The organism is [Clostridium] fimetarium (assembly GCF_900111235.1).
In the GTDB taxonomy this organism is placed as follows: Bacteria; Bacillota; Clostridia; order Lachnospirales; family Lachnospiraceae; genus Clostridium_N; species Clostridium_N fimetarium.
Window position 1 is genome coordinate 74,688 of sequence record NZ_FOJI01000014.1, and the last position, 16,583, is coordinate 91,270.

17 protein-coding genes are annotated in these 16,583 nt (G+C 31.7%); 3 read left to right on the forward strand and 14 right to left on the reverse strand.

What is annotated here, in order from left to right; translation table 11 throughout:
• Window positions 1-18 precede the first annotated feature (18 nt).
• Both BMY18_RS16120 and BMY18_RS16125 read right to left on the reverse strand, forming a co-directional pair.
• Window positions 19-846, reverse strand: a complete 828-nt coding sequence (locus tag BMY18_RS16120; RefSeq protein ID WP_092455936.1) for an SH3 domain-containing protein — start codon at window positions 844-846, stop codon at window positions 19-21.
• Between the two features lie 151 nt (window positions 847-997).
• Entirely contained in the window at window positions 998-1,771 is a 774-nt protein-coding gene (locus BMY18_RS16125) for an SH3 domain-containing protein (RefSeq protein WP_092455938.1), read from the reverse strand.
• A 253-nt stretch (window positions 1,772-2,024) separates the two neighbouring features.
• Here BMY18_RS16125 and BMY18_RS16130 point away from each other — a divergent pair, with 253 nt between their 5' ends.
• On the forward strand, window positions 2,025-2,360 hold the full coding sequence (locus tag BMY18_RS16130) for a helix-turn-helix domain-containing protein (RefSeq protein WP_092455939.1): 336 nt from the start codon (window positions 2,025-2,027) through the stop codon (window positions 2,358-2,360).
• Between the two features lie 622 nt (window positions 2,361-2,982).
• On the opposite strand, the gene BMY18_RS16135 is transcribed toward BMY18_RS16130, so the two are convergent.
• The 12 genes from BMY18_RS16135 to BMY18_RS16185 all read right to left on the reverse strand — a co-directional run bounded on the left by BMY18_RS16135 (window position 2,983) and on the right by BMY18_RS16185 (window position 15,353).
• Complete coding sequence (locus BMY18_RS16135; protein WP_092455941.1) at window positions 2,983-3,567, reverse strand: hypothetical protein; 585 nt, start codon at window positions 3,565-3,567, stop codon at window positions 2,983-2,985.
• Window positions 3,568-3,841: 274 nt separating this feature from the next.
• Entirely contained in the window at window positions 3,842-5,236 is a 1,395-nt protein-coding gene (locus BMY18_RS16140; RefSeq protein WP_092455943.1) for a hypothetical protein, read from the reverse strand.
• 76 nt (window positions 5,237-5,312) lie between these two features.
• Window positions 5,313-5,447, reverse strand: coding sequence for a hypothetical protein (locus BMY18_RS21555; RefSeq protein ID WP_278281078.1), 135 nt, complete (start codon window positions 5,445-5,447; stop codon window positions 5,313-5,315).
• 32 nt (window positions 5,448-5,479) lie between these two features.
• The gene (locus BMY18_RS16145; RefSeq protein ID WP_092455946.1) at window positions 5,480-5,728 is read right to left on the reverse strand and encodes a hypothetical protein; all 249 of its coding nucleotides are present in this window, start codon (window positions 5,726-5,728) and stop codon (window positions 5,480-5,482) included.
• Window positions 5,729-6,349: 621 nt separating this feature from the next.
• Entirely contained in the window at window positions 6,350-6,796 is a 447-nt protein-coding gene (locus BMY18_RS16150) for a hypothetical protein (protein ID WP_092455948.1), read from the reverse strand.
• Window positions 6,789-6,986, reverse strand: a complete 198-nt coding sequence (locus BMY18_RS16155; RefSeq protein WP_092455951.1) for a hypothetical protein — start codon at window positions 6,984-6,986, stop codon at window positions 6,789-6,791. The genes BMY18_RS16150 and BMY18_RS16155 overlap by 8 nt, the downstream gene beginning before the upstream one ends.
• 4 nt (window positions 6,987-6,990) lie before the next feature.
• Window positions 6,991-7,851 (reverse strand): amidoligase family protein, encoded by an 861-nt coding sequence (locus BMY18_RS16160; RefSeq protein WP_092456036.1) that lies wholly within the window; start codon window positions 7,849-7,851, stop codon window positions 6,991-6,993.
• Between the two features lie 395 nt (window positions 7,852-8,246).
• Entirely contained in the window at window positions 8,247-8,582 is a 336-nt protein-coding gene (locus BMY18_RS16165; protein WP_092455953.1) for a hypothetical protein, read from the reverse strand.
• Window positions 8,583-8,813: 231 nt separating this feature from the next.
• Complete coding sequence (locus BMY18_RS16170) at window positions 8,814-9,881, reverse strand: hypothetical protein (RefSeq protein WP_092455956.1); 1,068 nt, start codon at window positions 9,879-9,881, stop codon at window positions 8,814-8,816.
• 513 nt (window positions 9,882-10,394) lie between these two features.
• Window positions 10,395-11,018, reverse strand: a complete 624-nt coding sequence (locus BMY18_RS16175) for a hypothetical protein (RefSeq protein ID WP_092455959.1) — start codon at window positions 11,016-11,018, stop codon at window positions 10,395-10,397.
• Window positions 11,019-11,073: 55 nt separating this feature from the next.
• Window positions 11,074-13,017, reverse strand: a complete 1,944-nt coding sequence (locus BMY18_RS16180) for a DEAD/DEAH box helicase (protein ID WP_170841445.1) — start codon at window positions 13,015-13,017, stop codon at window positions 11,074-11,076.
• 299 nt (window positions 13,018-13,316) lie between these two features.
• On the reverse strand, window positions 13,317-15,353 hold the full coding sequence (locus tag BMY18_RS16185) for a DNA adenine methylase (protein ID WP_092455964.1): 2,037 nt from the start codon (window positions 15,351-15,353) through the stop codon (window positions 13,317-13,319).
• 317 nt (window positions 15,354-15,670) lie between these two features.
• Between BMY18_RS16185 and BMY18_RS16190 the strand changes: the two genes are divergently transcribed.
• Entirely contained in the window at window positions 15,671-16,132 is a 462-nt protein-coding gene (locus tag BMY18_RS16190; protein WP_092455967.1) for a hypothetical protein, read from the forward strand.
• The gene (locus tag BMY18_RS16195; RefSeq protein ID WP_092455970.1) at window positions 16,122-16,487 is read left to right on the forward strand and encodes a hypothetical protein; all 366 of its coding nucleotides are present in this window, start codon (window positions 16,122-16,124) and stop codon (window positions 16,485-16,487) included. Before BMY18_RS16190 ends, BMY18_RS16195 begins: the two co-directional genes overlap by 11 nt.
• The last annotated feature ends 96 nt before the right edge of the window (window positions 16,488-16,583 follow it).

Consider the following 16,583-nt stretch of genomic DNA (forward strand, 5'->3'; position numbering starts at 1 on the left):
CCCCTTATATGCTAGTTGTTAATAATGACCACCTGGATTACCTGTGGAACAATTCTGATTACCTATAGGTAAATCTGGAGTACTACTACAATCTGTTGAACAGTTAGATGCACAATTGCTTGGTGTTGCTGCGCAGTTACTTGGTGTTGCTGTGCAATCTGAGGTGCAATTAGAAGTACAATTGCTAGGTGTAACTGGAGTTGGTGTTGGTGTAGGAGCAGGGGCTGGGGCTACTGCTTTCACTGCAGGTTGAGTTTCACTGAAGTAATCGTTGATGCAATAGCCTTCTGTGCCATCTGCTAGACGTACTTTAACCCAGTTTGTATCCTTCACTGTTGCGATGACAGTAACTGCGTCTCGATACCCCACTGAAGTGATTAGACCTGCTTGAGTACTGTAGTTATCTCTGATACTTAAGCTATCTGCTGTTATATAACGTACATAGTCACATGCAAAGAGTATCTTCTCCGTTACTACTAGGCTAGATTTCACTACTGCTGTGTTACCTGCTGTGTCCGTTACAAGGTAAGTTATTTCTTGAGTGCCAAAGTTTTCAAAATCTGCACCTGATACAGTTAATTTACTTGTAATATCACCATCAATATTATCCACTGCTGAGATGCCTGACATAAGGTCGATTGCAGTACCTTGCTCAGTTGACTTTTCTGAAACACCAAGGATTTGTGGTTCTGTTTTGTCGGCTACCGCACTAGCATTGTTCTGAGTTTCAGTTTTATTTAATACACTCTCATGAGCACTTGGGTTATAGCAAGATACCATTCCGATAGTTGTTGCTCCTACCACTAAAGCTGCTGCTCCAATAACTAATTTTCTATTTCTATTCATTATTTATCTCCCCGATCAGTATTAATTATTGACTTTTGTACTTTGGACTTCAACTCTACTTCTTGCAAGGTCTCTACATAAAGGTAAATTTAAGTTTTTGTTTATTATAAAACTGTAAAATGCCATATCTAGTCTCCTTATCTGATAGTTATTACCAACCTACTCCATTTGGATTACCTGTTGGGCAATTCTGACTTCTTGGAATTAATGTACAATCTGAAGTGCAATCTGTTGAGCAGTTAGATGTGCAGTTACTTGGTGCTACTGGTGTGGCAACTGTAGGCGTAGGTGTAACCACCACCTTAACAGCCGGTTGGCTCTCGCTTAAATAATCGTTGATACAATAGCCCTCTGTTCCATTAGATAGTCTAACTCTCACCCAATTCGTATCCTTCACTGTTGCAATGACTGTAACTGCGTCTCGATACCCCACTGAGGTGATTAGACCTGCTTCTGTGCTATGATTATCCCTAATACTCAAGCTATCAGCTGTTATATATCTTATATAATCACATTCAAATAATATCTTTTCTGTTACTACTAGGCTAGACTTTACAATTGATGTATTTCCTGATATATCGGTGACTGTGTATGTAATTTCTTGAGTACCAAAAGTAGTGAAATCTGCTCCTGATACATTTAATTTACTTGTAATATCACCATCTATATTATCCAATGCAGATATTCCTAACATAAGGTCAATAGGCGTACCTTGCTCAGCCGACTTATCAGATACCCCAAGTATCTGTGGTTGTATTTTGTCGGCAACCGTTGCTATGGTAGTAGCACTAGCATTACTTTGCATTTCTACTATACTTGAAATATTCTCATGTGCCTTCGTACTATAACAAGATACCATTCCAATAGTTGTCGCTCCTACCACTAATGTAGCAGCTCCAATTGCTATTTTTCTATTTCTATTCATTATTTATCTCCCCAAACAGTATTTTAAACTTAATAAAATCCCTCATGAACAATATGTAATTCTGCATACTATTTACCATTATATCCCTTATTGAAATAGAATACAATTCCATCTTTGGAAATATTTTCTACTAAGTGTAACTCATTTGAGTAATATATTCAAGATAGTTTTATGTCCACTTTTTACATCTAATATTTTTTTCAATAAAGAAATACAATGTTAAGTAACATATAACGAAAGTGAGTACTAATTGATGAGTGAAAATACCAACAGAGTTTTACTGAGAATGCAAGAGCTATTAGCTGAGCGTGATTGGTCAATATACAAACTTGCTAAAGAATCTGATATCCCTTATTCAAGTGTTAATAATATCTTCATTCGGAATACATGTCCCACTATAGTCTCACTTGAAAAAATCTGTAAAGGCTTCGATGTAACTCTTTCAGAATTCTTTTCATATGATACCCCAATCAAACAAAGAACTGATTTGTCTACTAAAGAACGAAAGATTATCCATAAATATAGAGAATTACCTCGTAACGATAAGAAGATATTAGAAGCCTACCTTGATGGACTTCTTAAGAAATAATACATACAGAGTCTTCATATCTAAACGTTTAATGAATCTTGGTCAACTATTAAAGAATAACTCAAAAAGATAGGTAGAGCCGTTTATAGCTCTACCTATCTTTGTAAAAGGAAATAAAGGAAATCAATTGTTTTCTACTGCCTTATATTTAGTAGAAAACCTTTTACGTCTACATGAAAATATAAGTATAGTAGAATTTCTTCATAGGAAGAATTTATATTAATCAACATCTCTGCTGAATTAATAACATGAGGGTTATTACACCCTCTTAAATAAGATAATTTATAATGAACTTATTTTATGAATCTTACTGGAATCATAAACTAAGGAGTTGCCGTAGCAGGAAAGCGATGAGACTTTCCTGCTATCAATTAACATTTCATGGAGGTATGTATGAATGAGTTATTCATAATACACTAACTATAATTCATCTCAAATATATACTAGCAAATAGGGATATTCTTAACTATTATTTTCTAACAACTAAGTGCTATATATGCACTGAGCAATTAAATACCCCATTATAAAGAACTTAATTTCACTTCATTTTTATTTGATACATTTTATATAATACTATCTAAAGCTTTAGTAGCATCAGGTACCTATTTACTGTTTATTCTTACTATGGCAATAAAACATCAAGATCTTGACCACTCTCTAAAAGAAGTAATACCCATTCTGCAATTCTTGGATTCTCATTTACATTATCTCTTAACCTTTCAATAGCCTGTGGAAATCCCATTTTTGCTTTCTTTAACAGATTGATTAAGTTGACGCCTAAATCATCAACTAATTCATCATTATGTTTAATTATTTGACTAGCTGCCCATACTGCATCAAGTTGAACATCTACGCTATTATACTCATTTTTATCTTCACTGATATGGTTTTCAACCACACCACCTTTATCATCTTCTGCACCCTCTGGCTTAAAATATGTACATTTTCTGGCTACTTTATATTCAACTAACTTTTTGTTCTTCTGAATAGTTCTTACAAATCCAATAAGATTAAAAGAGCCATCTAATACAATTTTTCCATTTAATGCTGCCTCAATAATTTCGATAGAATAATCATAGATATATTCCCCATTTACTTTCATGTCCTCTTTGCCTGCAAGTATCTCCAATAAGATATCAGGTATTTCTTCGACACCCATGTAACTACCATAACTTACACTTTTTAATGTACTTCCCATAGAACTCATATAATTAATCTCCTTTTAATAAACAAAATTGTAATTTCCTTTTACAAATAGTTTGTATTTGTATTGGCATTTCCAAATTCAACTGTATAAACTATAGAAATCCTTAGAAGTAAATGGATAAAACTATGATAAAAGTAAAGCTAACCTAAAGAACTTGATTAACAAAAAATCAACTCAAGAATTCACACAATAAAAAAGAACCAAATCAATTCTCAACTTGGTTCTAAATAATCTTAATCTCTGAAATTTTCATCTGTAAATATGCGTCTAAGCACTATTCCGTAACATAGTAAGTACTATACTGGTACCATACACCATCACTATCTGTCACTATTGACTTACTTTCTTCATCCCACAACTTTATATCATAATGCTCATTTTCATCATCAGATGTAATGTTTATAAACCATTGAAGAAGAGATGACCTGTAAGGTATATGTATCTTACATTTAACAGTTACTCTTGCAACTATTTTATTTCCATCAACAGCTGTTTTATCTTGTGTTGTATCTGCTGCTTTAAGTTTGCTTGGTAAAGTAGTTAAATCAGATTGATTTGGAATGGCACCATAAATATCATTTGCAATCTTCCAATTTGCTGTGTCGTAAAAATCAACTACGAAATAATCGACTTTTACCTTCAATGTACTCATGTCATACTCAACATATCCATCATTTAACATGTCTGTCGTTGATGTGTATTGGGGTGAAATGTCTGTGGTTCTATGTCCTAGTGAGCTAGATGAAGCACCACCATTTCCATCATCATAAACATTTGTTGCTATGCAACCTTCTGCAGATGCATATGTTTTGTTTATATCAATAGAAGTACTTGTTAATGGATCTAATCCACACTTACTGAACCTTATCATCTGCTCTAGATTTGATAATACTGTAGGCTTCAGCACCTCAATTGGTATGTATGTTACACCCATTGATGCAGGGGTAAGGTAGTATACTGAATTATTTGTTCCCTGATGAGCTGTTGTAGTGAAATTATCATTAGTTATCTGACTTGTAACTTCATTGTAAGGATTTAATCGTAGCCCCATTTGAGTTAATGTGGGAACTGTCTCATTTACTGGTGTCCATGAATTTTCGTTTTTCTGCTTACACGCAATATTTGAAGTAATCTTATACCCCACTTTAGTATAAAACTCTAAAAAGTTTGTATTAGTGACCTGTCTCTTACTACCACCAATGATACTTATATCTGATGAGTTATTTGCCCATTTTAAATCAGCGTTACTATAATCTGTTCCTACTTTTCCAAATAGATATTCGAAAATATTCTCTGAGGTCTTCCCACTAGCATACATATTGTAATCTGTTTGGCTTTCAGGAAAAGCACCATTTTGATTATAATACATTGACATCAAATAAATATTTCCTGTTATCCAATTGCCATCTCTATATACTTTAGTTGTTGCATATAAAAGTTTGGATTTATCAATTGATGTAGCCTGTGATGAAATTGCCGTATTAAATTTATCAGAAAAGAACTCCTCTGAGCCAGTACTTAAATTTATTGCAGATTCAACTGCTAGATCAAAATTGGTCATCAACCGCTGTGTGGTTCGATTAAATGTTGCATACTCCATATACAATGAGAGCAAACACATAAACATAAAATTGAGCAAAATTATTGTAAGAAAATTTCTATACTTCATAAGTTCCTCTCCCTTCAATCAATGTAACTAGAATAACCAGTTTTACTAAAATTATTGACTAGAACACACTCTCAACTTACCAATGTTGCCCATCAAAACTTTCGCAATTACTTTTATTCTTTCTATCTTCTGGTGCTTGTACAAATACCCCATTTAAGAATAAACGTATTTTAGATATTAGTTTTAATCGCTTCTTAATAAACTTACTCATAGTTATCACTCCTTTATAATTTATTATTTGATTTAATTAACATTAATATCAAATCCTCCGCTCCCAGAATTACTATTATTTTGAGCCTCTGGTTCACCATATCTCGATAATAGTTCTTCTCCTTCTCCGTGCGTATTTGCCCAATTTTTATTTATTTCAACTGCAATAGCATTGTAGGAAGTCTGAAGGAAACCTCCATCATTAAACATTATTTGCCAGCCTATAAATACAAATACTAATACTGCGATAATTAAGAAAATCTTTTTTACAAACTCATTCATTGTCATCACTCCTTTCTATATTAAAATAGTTTTACTAATTTAATTAACTCATAAAAGTATAATAACTATAAATCATCTATCCTTTTAAATTAACCTATGCAATTATATGTACTCTCATATATAAAATGAAACTAATCCAATTTCTGAAAATATAAGTATTAATCACTAAAATTAAAAAGTGAATTCACCAATTCACTTATGGCTTAAAAATAATGAATAATCAACATAAAACTCACAAATTGCTAGAGAACTTAACTTACTAGAAGTTGTCTGCTACTTTTCGTCTAATATTAAGCAAAAGAAAAAGACCTAACTGATTTCTCAATTAGATCTCTTCTTCAACATTATCAATTATCAGCAAAGGTTAGTCGCACTTTACACAATGTATGGCTATCGCTACCTTACATTATGCTTATTTATTAAAGCTTTGGTAGTTAGATATATTACAACATGTAATGTAACCTATCATTTCAGATATCCAATATCCTGTGATCGATATTAGGTAACTGTAATAAATAATAAAGCTATTATCCATGAGTAAGTATCTGCTTTACATATACCAACTCACATATATTATTGAAAATTATAATTATCTGAAGTAGATATAAATCCTGATCGTAACTATTCACCTGACATTGATCTATGAATAGCCTTCAGAACTCCTTTGTAATCTATATTTTTATAAGGCAGAGCATCTTTATAATATTCAAAACAACTATCAATATTGATGGCTGATAGACCTACTGAATCAGCCTCTAAACAGATTATGGCAATAAAATCATAGATAGCTCTTACTATCTCTGGAGTACGATAATCTATTTTGCAACCATACTCTTTTACAAAATGATTTATTAATGGTCGTGACTTCAGAACTAGTTCTTTAAAGTCAAGATAATACTCCCCATCTTCATTTTCTGTCTTCAGCTCTGTTGGTAAAACTGTTACTATCATTCCATTCTCTACAACCCTACAAGCTACTATTAAAGGAGTAATTTCTAATAAACCATAGCTTATATGTACTCCACCAGATTTTGCTACAATCAAAGTCCAATTTAATAAACTAATCATTCTGCTTCACTCCCTTCCATAAGGATATCCATTTGTCTAAGTTCCTCTCAAAGTCAACGTCTTCTATATCAGATACCCCATTTGTTTGGTTAACTGTTGCTATTAATTGTCCTAATCTAAAATCAGGATATGCTTTCCAAGCTTCTTCTATCTTGCCTAATATTCTATTGATTCTTTCATTGTCACTCATATGCTTATACTACCTTTCGTTTACGATTATGATCTTCAGGTTGAGCAAAAGAACTATCACCATCTAAATACATAATCAGATGTTTTCTACAATTAGAAAACTCATCTCCTTTTAAGCCTAATCTATTAAGCCAACACCTAAACTCATATCGTTCATTAGTCATTTTATTTCTTCTTGGAACCACTCTGCTCATATTCATAGCTTTGCAACACAATGCCAAACTAAATACAATATAACTACGGACTAAACCTGCATGAAAAGTAGAATTAAATAATCGTAACTCAATTCCCTTTTTATCCCATAGAGACTCAAGATTTAACATTTTGTACCTAGTACCACATTCTACGCTCCATACATCTTCCAATTCTTGAACTGTATTGATAGTATTTTTATTTATGGCTTTAATTAAACTCTCCTCTACTTTGGCACAGTATCTGAATAATCTATCATCTGGTATTTGAAAAGCTTTAATTATTAACTCTTCTTTTTGTAGCATTAAATTCAATAGATTTCTTAAGCTTTGTGGTGTCTGGTCATCTGCTCTAATATGAACATGTATGCCACATTTTTCAGAAGTGTCTGCACCTGCTCTTTTTAAAGCTCTTATAATATTTTGAAGTAACGGTATATCCTGATACCCTAAAATAGGTGTTACCATCTCACATTGATAGCTCCTATCTGCATCGTATACGATACCATTTATTTTCTTCTTCGATGAAATACTCGAATCACCTTTCACATCCCACTGCCTACCTTCAGAATCAATCATATCCTCATCATGTAGAATGTTAATTATTACTCGCATAGCTTGTTCCCTGGTAATAAAGGTAAATTCAAGCTCTAAACCAAACTCTTGAGCTTTCATGTTGTCTAAATACTCATAATCCATCATAGTGTGTTTTTAAAGCCTCCTTTCGTATGTATACTGCTTTATTGTGTGCTTTAAACCGACTTCAACTGATTTATGTTAACTCTTACAGGTGTCGATGTGTGTTTTATTTATTCGTAATTTCACCAAATTGTATCGATAGTATTTAGTACATTCAACAATTCAAATACCCCATTTGTACTAAATGCTTTACTTATTTGAAAATGAAAAGGCAATCATTGTCTAGTACTTACAATGATTGCCTACAAAAGAATTCGTACTTGTCTTAAATAATGTTAAACCTGTAAAGATCTGTATCGCTGCAGCATCTAGTAAATGTTCGCCCGTTTATAGAAAAAGCCTCTAGTTTTTAGACTGAAGACTCTTTTCGACTATATAGTAGGATACTCAGCATAGCTTAAACCATAATAATAATTAAACAGTTCTGCGTATTCCTGAGGACTAACATAGTCTTGATTAATTAATTGGTTATCGAATGCAACAAATGCAAATGCATCTTCCAACGATTCAATCGTGCAAATTACAAATACATCCTGTCCTGAAGCTTTTCTGCCTCGTGCCTCATCTAATATCTCCTGCTTTGATAAATCACTATTGATATATTCAGCTTTTGTAATACTGTAGCCTTCACGTTCCACTGCTTGTAATAATACCCATTGGTTCGGATATTTTTTAAAGCACTGTTCATTAGTTAATATTTCGCCCACTTTTGCCACCGCCTTCCATAGTTTTCGCCTTTTTTTGACGATACGTTATGTTACATAATGTCTCAATTTTTTTCAAGTGGCTCTTGGAAAATAATTAAAATTCCTTACTTTTTAAGGCTTGTAAACGGTTTGCAGGACTTCTTTAAAAGAATGTAGGAGTTATAACGATGTATGGGAATAGAGCATTAAAAAAGCTTGTTGGAGCATCTACCCCAACAAGCCTTAAAAACCTTATAAGCTTAAGAACTCTTTATTTGCTGCACTTTTACCTTTATTGTAATCCATATGATACTTCTCATATAAAGGCATAAGATTATATCTCTGAACAGAATAAGCATTGTTTTTATATTCTTCTAAAATAGTATCTATCACCTTTCTCTCAGAAATGCTCTGCATAATCAATTGCTGAAATTTCAGTTCAAATCTGCCACGCATATCGTTAATTGGATTATACGCGAATTCGCCATAATATTTCTCCTCATATGCTCGCTGTTCCTGAAGTCCCTCTAACTCGGTTGTAAATTCCTTAGATAAAAATAACTCATTTCTACTTCCTATCTTAATAGTATAATTTTTACCATTTGGATCCTGTAATTCCTTAATATCAGCGTCAGATAGAATTTTAGGATTTTCTTTAATTACAAATCCAAAATGACCGTTTTTCATCATAGAAACATGATTTGCATAAATTTTGTTTTTTTGATTCAAAGCTGTGGAAGCCGCTCTTAAACTCTCATTTGTAATCAAATTTAAGCTAATTTGCTTATGATCTACTTCCTCACCAACGCTAACGCTAAAAGCATTATGCAATTTAAAAGGTTTAGAATTTAGTGTTACATATGTTACACATCTTGTACCATCACCTGTGCCTACCTTCAAACAAATTGCATTAAGTTTACGTAACCCCAGTTTTTCAAAAATACTTTTGCTGATAATAAGTCTACAACAACGTATGTAATTACTAAAATAACACTCAGCATAAACATAATCTGAATCTGCTTTGATAAAGTAAAATGTTGTGTTTTTAAAACCATCTTTCATATCGCCTTCAACCTTAACTACTTCAAACCCTCTTGCAACCATGTCTTTTTTATCGACTAATTCAGACACGCTGCAAAGCGCTGTACCTGTACTCATCTTTGCATTTTCATAATGATCAGCTAATAATTCGTTAATATTTAAGGTTGCACGATCTATTACTACTTCTTCACTTCTTAAAGCTTTTGACTCTTTCAAAAACTCACCTAATAAATGACTTCTTCTAGCTGCTTTAACTGATACTACTTCTTGTGTACTCATCTTTCTACCTCCATGAATTAATTAATTGATATATATATCAACGAGCAGAACTTCGCTGAATTATACCAGTTTAATTTCATATGAGTAGTTCAAAAACACACCTGCATTCAATTTCAAATGTTGCTTTTAGAAAACGTGACTTAAGATAAATTGCCACCTCAACAGATAAATACTTCAAAATATAATTTAATATCAGTAATACCTAACAGACTTAAAATACTAGAAATTAACTGCCGGTTTTGATACGGTGTCAGCTATTATACTTATAATCTCTTAGTACTGGGGCTGATACCTGTCAGACTTACGTTGTAGGTCAGACACTTATTAAGATTTCTGCAATTTATGAACTTCGATAATCTATGACTTATATACTAGAGATACTGCTATTTACAAACATATTTTGTTATTCTTCACTTTTTGAGATTATTCTTAAACTATGGATTAGAACCATATAAAGACTAAAAAAGTCAGATACCCCGTTACGATGACATAACTGACTTTATATTTATACCTTTATACGATCTTACTTTTCGCTAACCCCAACAACTTTTCTTTTGCTTTTCCTTTAATATATCTTTTAAATTCATCTGAAGAACTTGTTTTTAAAACAACATCTACCAAATTATCTGATTTCACTTTACAGTCATGATATTCGACTCTTTCATAACTATCTTTATTGTAGTACTCTGCAATTATATACTTGCCTTCAAATTGAGATCCTTTCATAACTTCTAAATTATCATTTAGTACATAAACCCTTGTAAGGACACTTTCATTAGTCTGCTGCCTAAAATGTATCCTAATTAACGGTCCATTCTCGACTGTATTATCCAATTTACCCATAGCTTTTATCATGCAATCTATATACTTTTCATTAATATCTTGGATGTATTCTTTATCGACCACAATAGGTACTACTTTCTCCAATGGCAAACCATTATTCAATTTATCTTTCTCTACTTCACATAAGGAATAGATCACATTTACTCCAGTAGATTCCAATAACCAGTTTACCGACCTATCTAAATACAAAGGTTCCGTTAATTTATCCCCAAATATATAATCCACATAGCATACTTGGTATCTTTCATTCTTTGAACTGTAGTAATAGTCTCTAAATCCATTAATTTTCATCATAAACTCCTCCAATAGTGGGAGCCTATGATAATAGGCTCCGTCAGTATCACTCCAATTAGGCTGTCTTGATTTTATCTAAGTAATTATTTACGTAAATATTGTAATCATCTCTAAAACTATTAAAATCTGTATATTTTGTAGCTATAATCTCATTTGTATTCCAAAAATTTCTTACAATAACTTGTTCTTGCATTCTAACCATATTCCTTTCGGTTAGTTGGTTTGCTAATTTTTCGACACTGTCGAAACTTGATGTAATATCCTGCATAGAATAAAACTTCGGCATAGCTTTATGTACTACAAAATAATACGTAATATCAAGTAAATTTTCATAGCTTAATATACCTAAATCATTACTAAACACACTGATTTTACAGCCCTCTGCGACAACCTCTGGTCCACTGTTTTCGATACTATCAGTTAAATAATTTGAAATATCTTGAAGTTTAGCTTTTAATTGTGTATTTACCAAAATCGTCTGAATATCCCCATTACAATCACCATCTCTACACTGCTTATAAATTAGCGCTCCCAATGTATTAGATACTTCGATATTTGTTATATCTAATGAAGATAGGACTTCACAGTTCAAACTTACGAATACCCTATTTAGTTCATTGACATCAAATTCATTTATTTCATTCTCTAGACGAGTTGAAGAATTACTACAATCCACCGGATCAATATCGTTTGGAAGATTGTTAATATCCCAAAGTACTTTTTTTTCAAAATCTCCTATGAAATCAACCACATGACAAACGGTCTTATTTTCATGAATTCTAATTACTCTTGCAAACAACTGACTTACAAACTGCAATGAATTTGAATTATGAGTATAAAATAAAGTTTTAGCAATTGGAATGTCAATTCCTACAGCCGCTGCTCGGATTGTAAGTAAAATATCCACTCCACTGTCTGGATTTTTAAATGCATTCAATGAATTTTCTCTTGATTTGTAAGTGACCGCAAAACCTTTAACCTCTTTACCTTCTGAAATATATACACCATACTTGATACCAAGTTTGTCCAATACCCAAGTCATCGCTATAACATAGTTTTTATTCTTCAATCCGATTATTGTTTTGCCATATTTAGCTTTATTGTTTTTATAAACATCCCCAAATAGACTAACTTGAGGTAAAGCCTGCGTAAATTCCGCAAGGTTTCCATTATTTATTAAGCCCTTTTGCTTAAGTGCTTCTATATTTATCGTTGAAATTAAATTCGCTTTTTGCTTGTCCATGATTATCTTTTCTATTTCGTAATTTACAATATCTTTATTAATAATTGCTTTTGACATTGAATATTTGTAAATATACTCTCCTGTCTGATGTCTATATTGAGTTCCATCAATAGATAACGCATCATGGAAGTACTGAAGTAACAATGCATTTCTATTTTCATCTTTTGATTCTGGCGTACCCGATAAACCCAAAACAGTGGACTTATCTGTTAATGAATTCAAAAACTTAACACCAGTATAATTCATTCTTTCATGAACCTCATCTACTATTACAAAGCTATTTTCATGCTTTGCATACCATGTTTTATAATAGGCAGTCTCCATTAAATTACACATAGTTTCAATATTTACGATCAGCACATCTACATCATGCGATAACTTTGGTGCTTTAGCATACATATAATCACCAGAAATTATTAGATACTTAAAATCTAACCTATTTAATAATGTTGAATTAATAAAAGCTCTTTCTTCGACTGTTTTTGCCCATCCTTGCAATGTCGCTTTCTTACAGATGATAATAACACCACGATTTTGACTAATTCCTAGTTTTAAAGCTGCAATTGCACCAATATTAGTTTTACCAACTCCTTGAGACATTGCCAGTAGACCTCTCCAACCTCTAGTCATCGGTGATAATTCCATAAAGTCAATTCGTTTTATGGCTTCTTTTTGAGACGCTTTTAATTTAATGGTGTCTGAACCACTTTTACCAGTAATATTGACTATTTCTTTGAATTTACTTTTCATCTTCATCTTCAAATCCTCCATCGTACGCATTAGGCTTAAATAACAAAAAAGGAAAGTTACGACAATTTACTGTCGAATCTTTCCTGAATTAACCTGTGAATATCAGCAACGCTGTCTACTTGGAGACAGTCGCGTGTATGACCAGAGTTTTCGCGGTGGTTTACCGCATCTATTATTACCTTGTTGACTTCTTTATCTTATCAAATATATATTATTTTGTCAACACTTTTTTATAAACTTTTTATTATACCATAAATATTAGATTAAAACAAGAGCCAACTTCTCGCGAAATTGGCTCTAAAACTCTATAAAACATCTAATTCCCAACTTAAAAATTCGTTAAAGTTTACTTTCTTATACTCATCATACACAATAATATTATTATTCTTTTTAACATTTTTCGTCATCTTAGCCTTTTTAACATAATATTCAGATGCTACATACTCCTCATAATTTGGTACTGTGCAATCTATATTTGAAATCATAATTTCAAATGGCATGCTACCAACTACAGTCCCTTGCAACTCTCGTTTTGGCTCTACCCCATTTTTACCGAGGTAATATACAAATAACTCATTCCTCATATCTTTAAACATCTTTAGTGTCTCTGCTATATAATATTTTTTCGCTTTAACATCTAACTCGGGAAGATACTTCTTAGGAATCTTTAAATCATCTAATTCATTAATTATATTGGCTACATCAGAACCATATTTTTTAATAATAAAGTTCATACTTATCTTCCTCTCACCATTAGGTTTTTTAGTCAAATACTTTAATGCAATTGGTGCAATCTTATTATCTAAATTAACCAATTCTTCATATGCGTAAACATCCTCTTCCCCTATTCCTTTGTGCTTATTCTTTTCTACTCCATTTTTACAAGAGAATATCCATTTCCCTTTACTATTCAAAAGACTATTCACCAAAATTTGCATCTCATTTAATTCGAAAGGTGGTAACCCTTGATAGCCTGAAGTAGATATATAAGGACTATCCGAATAAAAGAAAGTGTTTATTCCATCATAACTATTTATATAAGGTACTGCATCATTTGGAATCAACTTCTTAACTTGTGCCATCCTCTGACTATATAAAACAAGGTCTTGTTTAAAATCTTTTTTTAAGAAAGTCGATACTGTTTTAGGTTGAGCTCCACTTATACTCTTATCTTTACCACCATACAAAAAAAAGTTGGAAAAATAAAAACTGAATGCAACTTCTAACTCATCTTTACCTGCAATGTCAATTGTTGGCGTATAATTTGAATAGTATTTCCATAAGCCAATACAATACTCGATCTCTTCTCTGCTAGGTTCCAATGCTATAACGTTATAAGCCTCAATATGCTTAGCATCTGCTACTCCTAGTTCGTTTGAAATCAGGTTTTCTATATACGATAAAATCCATGTATCCCAAACTTTAGTACTTTTCTTTCCTGTAAGCTTTCTATACATACGCAAGGCATAATCTCTTTTACCACTATTAAATATATTAATGTTAGCCTTACTTTTTATCTCTGATACTACGCGATTACATTTTGCAATAAAATCATCAAACCTATCAGATATAACTTTATAATAACAGACATTTCTATTATCCATATCATTTATGTACTCTTCAGTTCCATGTTTAAAAGGATGCTGCATTATACCTATACCAGAACCACCATACAACTCTACATAAGTCTTATAATTAACATTTTCTATCAGCTTAGAGAGCATATAACCTAAGTAACCATCCTTATGTCCTGCATATGAAAAATCTAATGTAGGTACGATGTATGCATTGGCTTGTGCAACACTAGACTTATTCAACACTGTAGTTTGTACAGATGCTTTTACTTGGCTACCTATATTCTGCTGAGATGTAGCTGACTGCCCTAGAACATTATTACAATAATCTTCCAAAGGTTGCATAGCCCATTTCCCTGATGAAAATGTTTTGTCTGTCCAATATTTCTTCTGTCGTCCCAATTCGTCAAAAGCATTATTCACAGCTCTTACAATTAACTTCGGATAACTATATTTTCTTAACATATAAAGCTTACATGTATGATCTACATCTCGCAGTGAATACGCTGTATAGGCAAGATAATACATAACCCCACGAATAAGTAATGGCACTGCATAAAACTGCTGTGATAAATAGATTTCTGCAATTACTCTTCCTGCTATTTTAAAATCATTATCTATATTATTTTTATTTTGCAGTAATAGTCTAAAATCATATAGCCTATTTCTATCCTGAAGTAATATTTGATTATCTGCTTTTACTGCATACTTTGAAAATTTTCTAACTGGTATTCTATCTAACACCTCTTTAAACTCATCAACTGTCATCTATTTGCTATCCTCTCTGTATAATCAGTCTCGATTATACCATTGACAGATAATTTATACTACTACGTATAGTTTTTTCATCTTTCAAAAAAGTGGGAGTATATGTAAGAGAATAACAGAATTACGCATTAGACTATAACAAAATATTACTTTTTAACTGAGCATAAAAACAGAGTACCTGAAAATAATCACTTCAGATACCCCGTGTATTATATGAAATAATAAAATGAAAATATTGTTAATACCATTAGAATATGATATATTTAATTAATATATCATTGATTGACAAGTATGAAAATTATAGAAAAGGGGATTTGATGCTCACTACTGATGAATTGACTTCTTTGAGCGCTTGGGCAAGTATTATAAGTTTATTGATTTCTTTTATAACATTAATAGTTACCTCTAAAGTAAATGCTAAGATTAATAAAATATATAAAAATCAGAATGATGAAAAATATTTTAATAAGAAAGTAGATGTAATATTAAAGGGACTTAATGAATATGCCTCATTAATAAATGATAATAGTGAGCAAATATTTAATACAAGAGAATACGCCAAACTTTATAGTGCAGAGACTTTCATATTAAGTTCATGGGGAATACTGCATAAATGTGATGGTAGAGTAAATAAAAAGATAAAAAAAAATGCATTGATAAAAAAATTTAATAAAGTTTTTTATTTATTAGATAAAAAGGAAAAATCATATAGTATACTTACAAAATATGTTAATGAAATTATTACCGAGATAGAAAAGGAGAAAGAATATGACAAATAAATTTGATAATGTGATTGAAAGTATAATTCAAAAAACAAATGACAATATGATAGTATGGCGCAGAATATTAGGAAACGAGGTGCAAGATGATGAATTTCTCAGAAAATATTTAAATAGTCAAGGTGTTGAATTTGATAGAACAGAATCATTTATGGCTAATTACAATAAAGGATATATATATATACTAGGCGATGATACTTGGGCCGATTTAGCAATACAACCTGGTGTTGATAAAACATTAACTTGTATCATCACTTCTGCATCTTGCACCAGCAATCCAATGAAAAAATTAAAAAATATAATTATCAATAAAATAGACAATCTTGATGACTTTTTAAAAGATTTATTAAGTTAACATTTAAATCCCAACCTAAAAATGGGAATTCATAAAACATTCTATTTTAAGATGAGACAAAATCATCTTCTTTTATTTTGAGTACTGATAACTCTC

Coding starts and splice junctions, on each gene's coding strand:
- BMY18_RS16185 (WP_092455964.1), bottom strand. CDS start 15,353: ATGACAGTTGATGAGTTTAAAGAGGTGTTAGATAGAATACCAGTTAGA.
- BMY18_RS16190 (WP_092455967.1), top strand. CDS start 15,671: ATGCTCACTACTGATGAATTGACTTCTTTGAGCGCTTGGGCAAGTATT.
- BMY18_RS16130 (WP_092455939.1), top strand. CDS start 2,025: ATGAGTGAAAATACCAACAGAGTTTTACTGAGAATGCAAGAGCTATTA.
- BMY18_RS16145 (WP_092455946.1), bottom strand. CDS start 5,728: ATGAATGAGTTTGTAAAAAAGATTTTCTTAATTATCGCAGTATTAGTA.
- BMY18_RS16125 (WP_092455938.1), bottom strand. CDS start 1,771: ATGAATAGAAATAGAAAAATAGCAATTGGAGCTGCTACATTAGTGGTA.
- BMY18_RS16120 (WP_092455936.1), bottom strand. CDS start 846: ATGAATAGAAATAGAAAATTAGTTATTGGAGCAGCAGCTTTAGTGGTA.
- BMY18_RS16160 (WP_092456036.1), bottom strand. CDS start 7,851: ATGAAAGCTCAAGAGTTTGGTTTAGAGCTTGAATTTACCTTTATTACC.
- BMY18_RS16180 (WP_170841445.1), bottom strand. CDS start 13,017: ATGAAGATGAAAAGTAAATTCAAAGAAATAGTCAATATTACTGGTAAA.
- BMY18_RS16155 (WP_092455951.1), bottom strand. CDS start 6,986: ATGAGTGACAATGAAAGAATCAATAGAATATTAGGCAAGATAGAAGAA.
- BMY18_RS16140 (WP_092455943.1), bottom strand. CDS start 5,236: ATGAAGTATAGAAATTTTCTTACAATAATTTTGCTCAATTTTATGTTT.
- BMY18_RS21555 (WP_278281078.1), bottom strand. CDS start 5,447: ATGAGTAAGTTTATTAAGAAGCGATTAAAACTAATATCTAAAATACGT.
- BMY18_RS16170 (WP_092455956.1), bottom strand. CDS start 9,881: ATGAGTACACAAGAAGTAGTATCAGTTAAAGCAGCTAGAAGAAGTCAT.
- BMY18_RS16195 (WP_092455970.1), top strand. CDS start 16,122: ATGACAAATAAATTTGATAATGTGATTGAAAGTATAATTCAAAAAACA.
- BMY18_RS16135 (WP_092455941.1), bottom strand. CDS start 3,567: ATGAGTTCTATGGGAAGTACATTAAAAAGTGTAAGTTATGGTAGTTAC.
- BMY18_RS16150 (WP_092455948.1), bottom strand. CDS start 6,796: ATGATTAGTTTATTAAATTGGACTTTGATTGTAGCAAAATCTGGTGGA.
- BMY18_RS16175 (WP_092455959.1), bottom strand. CDS start 11,018: ATGATGAAAATTAATGGATTTAGAGACTATTACTACAGTTCAAAGAAT.